Source organism: Dysgonomonas sp., from assembly GCF_035323175.1.
Classification (GTDB): Bacteria; Bacteroidota; Bacteroidia; order Bacteroidales; family Dysgonomonadaceae; genus Dysgonomonas.
Genome location: NZ_DAOKYH010000007.1, coordinates 195,185 through 207,630 on the forward strand (window position 1 = coordinate 195,185; position 12,446 = coordinate 207,630).

Consider the following 12,446-nt stretch of genomic DNA (forward strand, 5'->3'; position numbering starts at 1 on the left):
TTTTAATAAGTAAGGAATAAAATGATGAAATTAGAAATCGAAAGACTCTCCATTGAGATAACCCGCCGGTGTAATATGAAATGTTCCCATTGCATGCGTGGAAATGCCCGGAATACAGATATAAACTTCGAATATATAACCAATGTTCTGAGGCATACCCAAAGCATCGACTACTTGAATCTGACAGGAGGCGAACCTTCTATGAATGTTGAAGCTATCAAGTTTGTATTGAACAGTCTTAAACGTAGGAAAATATCCGTTGGCAGTTTCTATATCGTTACAAACGGCTCCAAAACATCGATGTCTGATGAATTTATCAAGGTTTGCTCAGAGCTTTATGCTTATCAAGAAAAAGAATCCCATCCCGAACAACTGAATTGTATGCTGGAAATGAGCAATGATCGGTTTCATGATGCTACTTGTCGAGATGCAGTTCATCAGAAACTTTCAGCATATCCGTTCTTCTGCAATCGCTATCCAACCACTAACAGGGAAGGTGTACCGCAGATAAAACAGGGAAGGAGTAAAACCGGTTATCAGGTTATTATAGGCACAATAGGCCTTGATGGTAACAGGGTATATGGAGATGTTTACCTGAACGCCTTAGGCTACCTTATAGCAGTCGGAGATCTAAGTTACAGCAATCAGGATAGATATATCATCTGTCACAGCAAGGACTTTATTCCCTATTTGAAATCAAACTAAACAATAATAAAAATGAAAACAAGAAGATTTTGTCCCCAGTGTGGACGCCCGTTGTGTAAATCAAGTCAGAAAGGATTTGATTTTCAATGTTATAATTGCGGTAAGGATTTTACTAAAATCGAAGTCCTGAGAAAAGTCGATTTGTTACAAGTTAAAGCGCTTAGGCATCGCTCTTATCTGGATGACCTTTGGCGTGGAGAATATGCGCATAGCCATAAAAGACCATTTCCTGGAAGGGGTAAGGCTTATGTACGTAGTAAAGCCCAAGTGCCTAAATATACTGCCAATAGCCTGATCGCCATAAACGGGAGTTATCATTACGAACATGGAATAAAACAATCCGATGTAGATATGGCAAACCGTTATGTCCAAATGATCGAAAACACGAGATCGGATAAGCAGCCCCGTAACGGAGATATGATACGCCTGACAACTCAGCATGGAGACTATTATCCCTATGCCCATCTGGAGAAACTTTATGAAGATGGTTTTTCAGTCTGTGAACAACCTTACTTTCCATTTATATATCCGCATCCGACAAAAAACGGTATCAGTTGTTCGACCAGTGGAGGAGCCTGGCTGAGTATTCCACCTAAAGCCCTGAAATATGTAGGTAAAGAAGAGAAGTTCTTCAAGGATTGGGGATGGTGTGGAGCCAGAGGCAACGGTGCAGTCTGTTTCAAGGCAGAGGTCTGTGTATGGGAATATATAGCACCCAATCCAGTTTACGATAATTACACTACAAAAAATTGGAGAAAAGTGCACTTGTCCAAAGATGTAACAAGTAAAAAATCTGAATATCTCTATTCTGGTAACGGAATGGCATTTAAGACCCAACAAGAACTGGATGAGTATATCAGCTTATTCAGAGGAAAACTCTACAGCGTCTACTGGCCGAACAGCTTTGTCCTTTGGTGTTATTTCGAGAAGGAAATAAAATTGTCAGAAAACGCATGGAAAGCTCTCGATCTGCCGAGAATAACATTCAAGGCAGAGGCGAGTTATCCGGTAAAAATGGAAATGGATAAATACAACCATACTGTTACCCGGTATACAATAAAAAAATCTAAACAACAAAAGACAATTTATTATGAGCCCAACTAAACATATCCGTATATGCGGACACAACATTGAACTTAAGTTATCCAAAATCCAGCCGCAGAATGCCAGTTACTATATCAATGATGAACTGTTGAACTATAAAGTTATGGATGATATTGTTAAACAAATCAAAACCGGCAGACGGGCAGGATGTTTCAAAGCCCGGAGCCGTATAGCGAAAGAAAGAGACAGTCAGGGACGTCTGGTGAAAATCGAGGGAACCTGGCGTATACGTATCGATTACGGAATACTCTACCGTATTTTCAGATGGTGGTATAACTGCAACTTTGATCCTGAAAAAATTGACCGACTATTTTATAAAGTCTTCGGAGACAGGGTCGACCATTACCTGAAACAATATAACGATAAATATAAAGCTAACCTGTTTGACTTTATAGGATATATCGGTACCGACACAAAAGAGGGCTATGCCTTTTTTGATCTTGTCTCACAGGAGATGGAAGCCTATGAGGTGAAATATGATCTGGATACAAATATTTAAAAAAGAATAGGGTTCAATAACTATAAAATATACAATCATGTTATATATAATCGATGATGAAAATTTCAATGGGTGTATAGTCGCCAAAATGAATGATGACAGATATCTAAATTATACGGCATTGAAGCTTGATACCTATAAAGCCAAGATGGGTTTGCCGGGTTTAATAGCTGTTACAACAGAAGAATTTGAAAAGAGGCGGGAAGAATACATAGCCTCTTGCCAGACAGGCTTCACACAAATCAGTGAAGATGAATTCTACATCCGTATTAATGAATCGGAGGTAATAAAGCGCCATTTCTTAAGTAAAGAATTGAAGTTCTTTTATCTGACAGGAGAAGAATCCGCATTTGGAATCATGCCGCTTTATGTTTGTTATAAGAATAACTATTACATGGCTCAGAAAGATATCAAATTATCCCTCGACAGTATCCTGAGTTATATCAAGGACAATAGAAATCTTGTGATATTAAACCTTGAAGATGCCGGGCATGATATCGGTCTATTTAACTATATGCAGGATCATGGCATCTCGGATATTACAGATTTTTTCGATACGGAACCTGATAAAATCCGGCTGGATGATACGGATATATTCTTTGTCCAAGTTGATGATAAGAGGGATCGGTATATTATTTATACAAATAAAGAAAATGCGCTAGATAAAAACATGTTACAATTACTATTGGAACGTTTCTATTGTGATAATTACCTGTCCTTCTTCGAGAAGAAATATTCCGTATGGGATGAGTATAAAGAGAAATGTATCGCCTATCGGGATGGTAAAGGCTACGGATACACAATTTGGCAGTATAGATATTAGCAAAACTACAGGGAAAATAAACCCGTCCTTAAATAATATGGAAAAATGAAATTAGTTTATTAAATTTGAATAATGAAATCAAAGAACGACATAAAGCAATTTCTGGAACGAAAGCTTCATGCGGCCAACGCATTCTGGTCTTATGAAAAAAACTCATGCCGAAACCTGTCGGATCGGGATCTGATAAAACATGTCCTGATTCATCTGGATCTGGACGATATTCAATTGCTGTTCGATATCTATCCCAAAAGACAAATCAAAAGAGTATGGCTTGACGAACTTGTTCCGCAAGGAGATTACCTGATTTCTATGAATCTGTGTTTTGCCCTTCTGTATTTCGATATCAAGAAGCCGTTGCAATATCTTAAATCAATGGAGACTCGCCATTTCAACAAAATAGCAACCGGTTATGGATAAAGCATTAGTCGAAAAAACAAAGAATGTAATTGAGTCCATATCCCAAATGGATTTGATTAAACCTTATGTACTTGTAGGTGGTACGGCTTTATCTTTGCAAATACAAAACCGATTGAGCGAAGATCTTGACTTTATGCGCTGGCAAGGGTATAAGGGTGAGAAGATGGATGTCGATATCCCGGCTATCCAAAAAGAACTGGAAACCCGTCACACAATTGACTCCCTGAATATTCTGGAATTCAATCACGTTGAAATCCATATAGACGGAGGAGTCAGGCTTTCTTTCTACGCACCCGAAAAACGGAGCCCGGTTTTGAAAACTGTTCCGTATTTAAATAACATGGTTTTAGCGGACATCGATACTATTGCATCCTTAAAAATGGAAACGATGATGCGCAGGAATGTTTTCCGTGATTACTACGATCTTTATTGTATCTTGAATCTGAAGCAGGCAGAAGAGATAAAATCTATTATCGATAATGCCCTTAAATATTCGGGGCACAACCTTAAGAGTAAGAATTTATTAGGGATGCTCGTTAACTCGGACAGGTTTAAAAGCGACTCTTCTTTTAACCAATTGAGTCCGAAATATATAATATCAGCCAAAGAGATAGAAGCCTTTATGATCGAGAAAGTAAGGGATGTATATTTACAAAAATAAGATGCTGTCCTACGATGATAAACATCCTGAAAATAGTATCTTCGCTGCTGATAAAATAACACTTATAATAAAATAACGATGAAACAACTCGTAGAAGAACTGAACGGATTATTTGCCGAATACTCAAAAGATGCTAACTCTCAGGTAGAAACAGGTAACAAAGCTGCAGGACAACGCGCTAGGAAGATATCTCTTGAAATTGAAAAGAAATTGAAAGAATTCCGTAAAGTTTCAATATCTGAAGCAAAAAATTAAGCAATGATAGCTTATCTTTGAAAGAGTAACTTGAAAACAGGTTACTCTTTTTTTATAAACTATATCTTCCGGGTAGTAAAATTTCAGTCAGTAGATTATGAAAAAGAAAGATGCAGCTAACAATAAAAATTTAAAGCTGGCCATATTGGTAGATGCCGATAATGCTTCAGCCACCAAATTGAATGAAGTTCTTGTCTTTACAGCACGTTACGGACAGGCAACCGTGAAACGTATTTACGGAGACTGGGGCAAGTCCGCATTGTCAGGATGGAAAGAACCTGCCCGGGAATATTCTTTTCGTTTAATAGAGGCTTTACCTTATGTCAAAGGCAAAAATACCACCGATATAAGTCTGATAATAGATGCTATGGATTTGCTTCATGCCGGTTCAGTCGATGGGTTCTGTATTGTCTCCAGCGACAGTGACTATACTCTTTTAGCACAGCGTATCAGGGAAGAAGGATTATTGGTATTCGGTTATGGAGAAAGTAAAACGCCGGAATCTTTTGTCAATTCGTGCAGGGAATTTGTCTTTTCCGACAAGCAGGGCGAACTTCCGGTAAAGCATGGAAGTGGTGAAACTCCGGAAACCATACTTAAGAAAGAAGGCCATTTGTTCGACAAAGCTTATAACAAGGCATCCAATGATGGAAAGTCGGAAGTCACCCTATCCCAATTGGGGATGGCAATAAAAAAGATACTGCCCAAATATAAACCCCGCCGCTACGGATGTAAAACTTTGGGTGAAATTTACGAGAAACTGGGAGCCTATGAAATAACCCCGACGGAGGTAAAAGGAATATACAACGTCATCCGTAAGAAAAACGAATAAGAATATTTTATTTTCTATATTCTGACACCTACTTTAATCTCTTTTCGAACCACTTCGATGCATACTAATGGCAATGTGTCATATGTTTGCATGCAGGACAAGCATAGTAATACAGCTTTCATCGATACCATCTGATACTTGAAAATTACAAACCTCCGGTTAATCACCTTCGATATACTTCAGTTGATCCGAGAACCTCACTAGTTTAAATAGTTGTTTTTTGTTATTATAAAATCAACGCTTTACCTCTCAAAGGCAAAGTTACTCCGTGCCTTTTTCTGGAAAACAAAGATTACCCTTACAGGTTTCAGGTAAAATCTCCACTCTTTTCAGAGTGTATTTTACCTGAAAATCTTTGTGTTTCCCTGGCACGGACTTTTGAGCCTTTGAAGGTAAAGCGTCTGCCTTACAGGCGCATAATATTCATTTCAATATAGATGTATTATGAAGATTAATAACAAAAGGCTCGAAAAGACTGCAGAAAAATTCACTAACCTGATGATCAAACGTATTACGGAGGTAGATAAGGATTGGGCTAAACCCTGGTTAACAGTCAAGCGGAAGGAGTACCTGCCCCGCAATATTACAGGACGATTCTATAGCGGGGGCAATACGCTGATGCTCCTGATTTATTCCATGTACTATGATTACCGTACTCCTGTATTTCTTACGTTTCTACAGGCGAACAACCTCGGTATACGAATAGATAAGGGAGCACAATCTTTTCCGGTCTACCATATCGCTTATATGTATTACAACCCGCTGATCCAAGAACGAATTTCCATTGAAAAATACGAAGCTCTTACGGATGCAGAGAAGCAAGGCTATTATATGATTATGACGCCTAAATGCTATGATGTATTCAATCTCGACCAGACCAATTACAATGAAAAATATCCGGATGAATGGGCGGAGTTACTCTCCCGGCATGAAATATCCCAACAAAACGATAATCCGGAGAATTACAGTAACAATCTACTCGATACTGTCATCGCAAATCAATCCTGGGTATGCCCGATCAATGAAAAATTATCCAACAGGGCTTATTATTCCCCTTCGGAAGATAAAATCGTATTGCCTTACAAAACACAGTTTCCGGATGGGAAAGCCTTTTATGGCACTGCTTTACATGAGATGGTTCATTCCACAGGACATGAAAACCGCCTGAGAAGGATCAAAAAAGGCGCATCTAAAGGAACCGATGAATATGCCAAAGAAGAGCTTGTCGCCGAATTGTCTTCCGCCCTGATGGGCTATTATCTGGGCATAGAAACTTCTATCCGGGAAGACCACGCCTCATACCTCAAAAACTGGCTGGAAGCCTTACGTAAGGAAAGTTGCTTTCTGATGGATGTCCTGACCGATGTAATACAGGCTGTCAAGTACATGTGCATACAGATGGAATTCAATCCGTTCGGGGAATTTGTGAAGCCGGATACTATCGTATCAGCAAAACAGCATAAAGAAGAAGTTTTCAATAATGAACTTGTAGTTGTGGACTGATATGTACAGACAATTGAAATGGCTTGTCCGGAGATGTTACCGGAAGCGGCAAATTGTACCCACCGGAAATTATCTAAAACTGATTATCCGGCAACCGGAGAAAAAGATCATGCTGGTGTTTTACGTCAAACCGCCGCCACAATCCAGACAACAATTACGGCTGTATAACTTCCGGTGGAGCCGTAAACACCGTTACTGGCACGCTTACCTAAATAATAACAGGATAAATCAGGTGAAACAACTATACAAATTGATTAACGATCGCAAATATGATAATAATACAAAATAATTATGGAAAATATATGTACCAATATTGCAGTTGTTACCGGTACCGATAAACAGGTGCTGGAGCAAGTCATAAAAGACATATCGAAAAACTTTGAGTGTTACACGGATATTGAAATTGACAACGGGTGCTGCGAACTGGAGTTCAGTACCAACGGCCCGTTCCCAAGAGAAGCAATGGAAGCAATGACAAAGAAATATCCCGGAAAAGATCTGTACATACAAGTCATCACCTATGAATTACCGAATGAGCTGGTTCAGCATCATATCTATGAAAATGGCAAATGGACAGATAAACTGAAGGAAAAATACCAACAAAACAATTAATACAATGATATATGAAAAAGATAGAAGGGAAGAAATATGCATTGAATAATTCCTATTTTAAACATATGAAGCATAATTATCCGGATACCATCCTGGATGTAGTACACTATAAAAATCAGTACGGTGAATTGCCTTTTGATTGCAGGGATGATAACTGGTTGTATGAGGCAATGGTCGAACGGCAGAAACGATATGGTATCCAGAACAGTCAATACTTGACTCCGGACAAAACTGCTGCACAGCTTGCGGAGCTGACCAATAATTTTCAACCTAAAAATAACCTCGTACTGGATGCCTGTTGTGGTACAGGGCAGTTAACAAAATACCTGTTGCTGAATAAGCTCAATGTTACCGGCTTCGATAATGATCCCGATATGGTTGAAATATGCAAGCTGACCTATCCGCAGGCCACATTCAACCTGTATGATTTCAGGGAGCAGGATAGTCAAGGCCGGTTTGACCTTATCGTATCCAATCCTCCGCATGAGCAAAAAGATATAACCTCTTTCTTCGGTTGGCTGTCATCTGCCTTAACTGACGATGGCAAAGCCATATTGCTTATCCCTAAAGGATTCATGGGTAAAGAACGCCCGAAAATACTGGTGGAATATCTCAAATGCTTTGATATCCTCCATCGGGAAGATATGCAGGAATCGTTCGCACATACTAAATGGATCTGTGAAACCTGCATTGTCGGATTGACGGATACTTATAAGATGGAACGCAAGCTTAAAGAAAAAATAAATTCAGATATACAGGAAGAACCACAAAAAAAAGAAACGACAGATCAAAAAATACATATCATGGAAGCACAGGACTTAAAAAAGATACAAAACGTCAGAATCGACAGGATAGAGCCGAACCCGCTCAATCCCCGGAAAAAGATCAGGGACTCCTACATTCAGGAGTTAGCGAACAGCATGAAAACAGTTGGGTTATTACAGGCTATAACCCTCCGCCACAAAGGCGAAAAACTCCAGATTGTAGCCGGGGAATGCCGCTATCGGGCTTTCCTGTTAAATGGGGAAGAATCGATACCTGCAGTTATCGGAGACTACAGTGATGAAGAGGTTATGGTAATGGCTCTGGCAGAAAACCTGAACCGGAAGGACCTGTCTCCGTTTGAGGAAGCCAACGCTTTCTACTATTTTATTCATACCAATGACTATACAGTGGAAGACCTGAGCATTAAATTCGGCAAAGGAGAAGCTTATATACGCGGACGGTTAAGGCTGCTCTGCCTGATTCGCGAATTAAGAGATCTGTTGGAAAACGAGGACCTGACCATAAGCGCAGGTATCGAGCTGTCTAAATACTCACAGGCTATACAAAAAGAAGTGTTTGAGGATCACTATAAGAATGAAGATGTTTCAAATTGGAGTACATTTAAAACAAAAGACCTGGCCGGCCGGTTAGTACGTTTATATACAATGACCCTGTCGGACTATGATTTTGACCAGACACAGTGTAAAACCTGTAATTCGAATACCGATACAAATACATTGTTCGATGAATGCAAAGGCCGCTGTACGAATATTGAATGCTTGAGAAATAAACAGTCCGAGCATACCTTGCAGGTTTGTAGAGCACAAACGCAAAGTAACGATTTTGAAGTTATTATAACTCCTGCAGAGAAAATAAGTGTTGACACAGCTCAAAAATTAGAAAGTGAAGGTATACAGGTAAAGACTGTGATTGCGTTTGAATCACCCGAGCTTCCTAAAAAGCCCAGGCGGGAAGACTTCAAACTCGAATGTGATTATAATGATGCTATGGATACCTATAAGATGGAAGACCTGGAATATAGTGCGGAGTTTGATGATTATGAGAAAAAAGTAGAGGCCGGCGAATATAAAAGATGCCTGCATATTGGAAGTAATAATCCTAAGGTGTGCTATGTCCCGGTGAGTAAACCGGATAAAGAAGATACTGTTGCCGGGCTTAAAGAGCAGGATAAAAAGAACAGGGAATCAACCATAAACAGTATTACACGGGCATCATTGGATATTCTCAAGTCTAAAGAGCTGCCATTGGGAGCATTCTCTATGCTGGAAGAAGAGATTTATCTGTTCCTGATGCTGGGATATCTTCATGAAAAATATTTTCCCTTATTTGGCATCACGAATACAAAGACAGAATATTTGAGCGATAAAGACAAGGAATTAATTATAAAAAATATAACCGTTGAACAGTATGGATTTCTGAAACGCGAATATATCCTCAGGTGCCTGTTATCCCCTCATATAAATAATCTGAAATCTTCTAAAGTCAGGTTTTATGCGGCTAAATTTGCAGAGCAGCATTTTGCTGAAGATGTGAATAGTATGACAACTAAATACATGGATACTTATGCCAAGAGTAATAAAAAAATTCAGGAGAAAATAAATAAAATAGAATCAGGAACAAAGTCGAAGAAAGAAGAGCCATTATTGACCAAATGAACCCAAATTAAAAATAAGCCCGGAGAACCGGAAGGCAATCCGGGTTTACTGCTATATATTATTTCCCAACAACATATAGCTATAATGAAAAATACTCCTAAAAAAAGTATGAATGATTAGATATTTTTATCCGTAATTTTGATGACTATCCGTTTCAATCTTCATATTCCGCTTTTCCCTTTTTGTTTGAGAAAATCGTTTATTTCAGATTTCTTGTAATACATTTTTTGCTTATCTACCATATAGCATTTAATGATATTTTTTTGCCTGTAGCGTCTAAGGGTGCGTTTAGTAACTCCCAGAAGCAGGCATAGGTCTTGGTTATCAAGTAATTCATCCCCATCCAGACAGTCTTTAGTATTAAAAAGTCTTTGTATATTCCGGTTCATCTGATCCAGTCGGCCGGATATTTCTTTCATCCACTTCAATATTTCTTCAAAGGAATCTTCCATCGGAGTATGATATTATTTTTTATCCTTGGAGAACCCCGGAGTAATAAGTCCTGAAATAAGGTCACGGTGGGCATTACTACGTTTTAGGTTGTTTTTCGTGTCGGATAATTTCCTCCGGCTGAACGTTATTTTCCCTCCCATTTGAGTATAAGGTATCCATCCTCTCTTAATATAACGCATAATCGTTTGCCTGCTTACCTTTAGAAATGCTGCCGCCTCATCAGTATCCATCCTGTCATCCTGCATACTTTTTCTGTATTCCCGATAATCTTCGACAGCGGGCTTCAAATGGTTGAGTAATTCCTCTATACGCTCCAGCTTGTTCACTATACAGATGAAAGTCTCACTCTGTATTGTAATAGTTTCCTTTTCCATCATTTTGGTTTTATTGATTAATGGGACAAAGGTCATTCTATCTGAAAAATAAAATATCCAACGTTGCATCCAACGTTGGATATTATTTCTTGTAATTATCTGTTTATCAGATTAGTTTTTCGTTTATTTTTATCAGAAGGTTATCCGGAAGGGTGCGTAAATATTTACAGGGATCTTTTTGTCCCTGAAATTTACTGAATGTTTGGTATATATCTCCAAGATCGATTTGAAAAATATACTCAAAGCATTTTTTGATTTCGCTGATATCGGCTTTTCCGCTATTTATGGAATTGGCAATGCTATAAATCAATGCCACCAGAGCTGTCTTGTCGTTTGTCCAACGTAAGGGAACCGGAAGATCGTTTCCCGGTAAACAATCTATATCAATCAGGTTCGTGTTCTTTATTTTACACATTGCTATTGCTATTTCCGTATCTATAAAAGCATATATTCTTTCAAATATATTGCATATGGACAGATCTATTGTTCTGTTTCTTATAGTTACATCTGCCTTGATTTCATTCAGTACACGGTAAGTTGAGAACACTCTGCGTTCGTTGGAGCAATAATCCATCAGGTCTTTAATAAAGGCATAAAACCTTTCTTTGACCAATGTTTCATCGGAAGAGTTAATAATAGTAGTAAATAACCTATCATAGCTGCCATTTATTTTATTATCCATAAGGCATTATTATTTAAAACATTAACACTATCCGGCAAATGGATGATTGATAAAAATAAGAAAAAAAACTTCAAATCCCTTGCGGATTCAAAAAAAAGCTCTACTTTTGCATCCCGTTGAGCAAGTGATCAACAAAAAATTCAATGAGAGCATTGAAATAAGGAGTATTGAAAAGCTGAGTGATAAGAAAGGGAGCAATTAATATTCTCTCTTAAATAATTAGCTATATTTCAGGATTTTAGATAGAAATTATTTCGATCTGCCTGGGACTACGATTGAACAGTTCTCAGTATTCAGTCCACAGTTAGAGTACAAGCCACCAAGCTTGTTAACTGTCAACTGTTCACTGTAGACTGCACAAAATCGGGGGATTAGCTCAGCTGGCTAGAGCACCTGCCTTGCACGCAGGGGGTCAACGGTTCGAATCCGTTATTCTCCACAGTGTCTTCGACAGTCGTTATAGAAGTATAACAAGCAGCTGTTTACAGACAAGAAGATCTTTGACATGATGTAATAAAAGAGCAAGTAAAGAAAGATTATAGGAATATAATCTATCAAACCCTGCTATCGATGACTTCGGTTGTTGATAGATAGAAAAAGAAAGTAAATAAGGGCACATGGGGGATGCCTTGGCTCTCAGAGGCGATGAAGGACGTGATAAGCTGCGATAAGCTACGGGGAGGTGCAAATAACCATTGATCCGTGGATTTCCGAATGGGGCAACCCATTAGAGGAAGACTCTAATACACTGCAAGCAGTGAGCTAACGCGGGGAACTGAAACATCTAAGTACCCGTAGGAAAAGAAAACAAAAGTGATTCCCAAAGTAGTGGCGAGCGAAATGGGACTAGCCCAAACCAATATTGTTTAGGCAATGTTGGGGTTGTAGGACTGCGTCGTGGCAAGACCGTAAGGAAGTAGAACGTATTGGAAAATGCGATCACAGAGGGTGATAATCCCGTATACGAATCTTTGCGTAAGCCTAGCAGTATCCTGAGTAGCGCGGGACACGAGAAATCCTGTGTGAATCTGCCGGGACCATCCGGTAAGGCTAAATACTCCTGAGAGACCGATAGTGAACCAGTA

General features: G+C 38.9%; 15 protein-coding genes, 1 tRNA gene and 1 rRNA gene. 14 read left to right on the forward strand and 3 right to left on the reverse strand.

What is annotated here, in order from left to right:
- Positions 1-21 precede the first annotated feature (21 nt).
- The 12 genes from PKC55_RS10750 (at position 22) to PKC55_RS10805 (ending at position 9,852) form a co-directional block, all read left to right on the forward strand.
- Complete coding sequence (locus tag PKC55_RS10750) at positions 22-705, forward strand: radical SAM protein (protein WP_291124501.1); 684 nt, start codon at positions 22-24, stop codon at positions 703-705.
- Positions 706-717: 12 nt separating this feature from the next.
- Entirely contained in the window at positions 718-1,809 is a 1,092-nt protein-coding gene (locus PKC55_RS10755) for a DUF4121 family protein (protein ID WP_291124499.1), read from the forward strand.
- A complete protein-coding gene (locus PKC55_RS10760) occupies positions 1,796-2,308 on the forward strand; it encodes a hypothetical protein (RefSeq protein WP_291124497.1) in 513 nt (170 codons plus the stop codon). The genes PKC55_RS10755 and PKC55_RS10760 overlap by 14 nt, the downstream gene beginning before the upstream one ends.
- Before the next feature lie 37 nt (positions 2,309-2,345).
- Positions 2,346-3,131, forward strand: coding sequence for a hypothetical protein (locus PKC55_RS10765; protein ID WP_291124495.1), 786 nt, complete (start codon positions 2,346-2,348; stop codon positions 3,129-3,131).
- A 72-nt stretch (positions 3,132-3,203) separates the two neighbouring features.
- Entirely contained in the window at positions 3,204-3,548 is a 345-nt protein-coding gene (locus PKC55_RS10770) for a hypothetical protein (protein ID WP_291124493.1), read from the forward strand.
- Entirely contained in the window at positions 3,541-4,209 is a 669-nt protein-coding gene (locus PKC55_RS10775) for a nucleotidyl transferase AbiEii/AbiGii toxin family protein (protein WP_291124491.1), read from the forward strand. Before PKC55_RS10770 ends, PKC55_RS10775 begins: the two co-directional genes overlap by 8 nt.
- Before the next feature lie 78 nt (positions 4,210-4,287).
- Positions 4,288-4,464 (forward strand): BF3379 family histone-like protein, encoded by a 177-nt coding sequence (locus tag PKC55_RS10780; protein ID WP_291124489.1) that lies wholly within the window; start codon positions 4,288-4,290, stop codon positions 4,462-4,464.
- 97 nt (positions 4,465-4,561) lie between these two features.
- Entirely contained in the window at positions 4,562-5,296 is a 735-nt protein-coding gene (locus PKC55_RS10785) for an NYN domain-containing protein (protein WP_291124487.1), read from the forward strand.
- Between the two features lie 444 nt (positions 5,297-5,740).
- A complete protein-coding gene (locus tag PKC55_RS10790; protein WP_291124485.1) occupies positions 5,741-6,799 on the forward strand; it encodes an ArdC family protein in 1,059 nt (352 codons plus the stop codon).
- Positions 6,800-6,817: 18 nt separating this feature from the next.
- On the forward strand, positions 6,818-6,967 hold the full coding sequence (locus PKC55_RS10795) for a hypothetical protein (RefSeq protein ID WP_291124483.1): 150 nt from the start codon (positions 6,818-6,820) through the stop codon (positions 6,965-6,967).
- 123 nt (positions 6,968-7,090) lie between these two features.
- Entirely contained in the window at positions 7,091-7,411 is a 321-nt protein-coding gene (locus PKC55_RS10800) for a hypothetical protein (protein WP_291124481.1), read from the forward strand.
- Positions 7,412-7,422: 11 nt separating this feature from the next.
- Entirely contained in the window at positions 7,423-9,852 is a 2,430-nt protein-coding gene (locus tag PKC55_RS10805; RefSeq protein ID WP_291124479.1) for a ParB/RepB/Spo0J family partition protein, read from the forward strand.
- Between the two features lie 161 nt (positions 9,853-10,013).
- On the opposite strand, the gene PKC55_RS10810 is transcribed toward PKC55_RS10805, so the two are convergent.
- The 3 genes from PKC55_RS10810 to PKC55_RS10820 all read right to left on the reverse strand — a co-directional run bounded on the left by PKC55_RS10810 (position 10,014) and on the right by PKC55_RS10820 (position 11,361).
- A complete protein-coding gene (locus PKC55_RS10810; protein WP_291124477.1) occupies positions 10,014-10,304 on the reverse strand; it encodes a helix-turn-helix domain-containing protein in 291 nt (96 codons plus the stop codon).
- A 12-nt stretch (positions 10,305-10,316) separates the two neighbouring features.
- A complete protein-coding gene (locus tag PKC55_RS10815; RefSeq protein WP_291124475.1) occupies positions 10,317-10,682 on the reverse strand; it encodes a helix-turn-helix domain-containing protein in 366 nt (121 codons plus the stop codon).
- A 103-nt stretch (positions 10,683-10,785) separates the two neighbouring features.
- Positions 10,786-11,361 (reverse strand): RteC domain-containing protein, encoded by a 576-nt coding sequence (locus PKC55_RS10820; protein ID WP_291124473.1) that lies wholly within the window; start codon positions 11,359-11,361, stop codon positions 10,786-10,788.
- Positions 11,362-11,726: 365 nt separating this feature from the next.
- On the opposite strand from PKC55_RS10820, the gene PKC55_RS10825 reads away from it, so the two are divergent.
- A tRNA-Ala gene (locus PKC55_RS10825) sits at positions 11,727-11,800 on the forward strand.
- A 158-nt stretch (positions 11,801-11,958) separates the two neighbouring features.
- Positions 11,959-12,446 (forward strand): 23S ribosomal RNA (locus tag PKC55_RS10830); the annotation flags it as partial.

Bases quoted from the DNA above. Each gene is read 5' to 3' on its own strand.
- PKC55_RS10750 (WP_291124501.1), top strand. From the start codon at position 22: ATGATGAAATTAGAAATCGAAAGACTCTCCATTGAGATAACCCGCCGG.
- PKC55_RS10755 (WP_291124499.1), top strand. From the start codon at position 718: ATGAAAACAAGAAGATTTTGTCCCCAGTGTGGACGCCCGTTGTGTAAA.
- PKC55_RS10760 (WP_291124497.1), top strand. From the start codon at position 1,796: ATGAGCCCAACTAAACATATCCGTATATGCGGACACAACATTGAACTT.
- PKC55_RS10765 (WP_291124495.1), top strand. From the start codon at position 2,346: ATGTTATATATAATCGATGATGAAAATTTCAATGGGTGTATAGTCGCC.
- PKC55_RS10770 (WP_291124493.1), top strand. From the start codon at position 3,204: ATGAAATCAAAGAACGACATAAAGCAATTTCTGGAACGAAAGCTTCAT.
- PKC55_RS10775 (WP_291124491.1), top strand. From the start codon at position 3,541: ATGGATAAAGCATTAGTCGAAAAAACAAAGAATGTAATTGAGTCCATA.
- PKC55_RS10780 (WP_291124489.1), top strand. From the start codon at position 4,288: ATGAAACAACTCGTAGAAGAACTGAACGGATTATTTGCCGAATACTCA.
- PKC55_RS10785 (WP_291124487.1), top strand. From the start codon at position 4,562: ATGAAAAAGAAAGATGCAGCTAACAATAAAAATTTAAAGCTGGCCATA.
- PKC55_RS10790 (WP_291124485.1), top strand. From the start codon at position 5,741: ATGAAGATTAATAACAAAAGGCTCGAAAAGACTGCAGAAAAATTCACT.
- PKC55_RS10795 (WP_291124483.1), top strand. From the start codon at position 6,818: ATGGCTTGTCCGGAGATGTTACCGGAAGCGGCAAATTGTACCCACCGG.
- PKC55_RS10800 (WP_291124481.1), top strand. From the start codon at position 7,091: ATGGAAAATATATGTACCAATATTGCAGTTGTTACCGGTACCGATAAA.
- PKC55_RS10805 (WP_291124479.1), top strand. From the start codon at position 7,423: ATGAAAAAGATAGAAGGGAAGAAATATGCATTGAATAATTCCTATTTT.
- PKC55_RS10810 (WP_291124477.1), bottom strand. From the start codon at position 10,304: ATGGAAGATTCCTTTGAAGAAATATTGAAGTGGATGAAAGAAATATCC.
- PKC55_RS10815 (WP_291124475.1), bottom strand. From the start codon at position 10,682: ATGATGGAAAAGGAAACTATTACAATACAGAGTGAGACTTTCATCTGT.
- PKC55_RS10820 (WP_291124473.1), bottom strand. From the start codon at position 11,361: ATGGATAATAAAATAAATGGCAGCTATGATAGGTTATTTACTACTATT.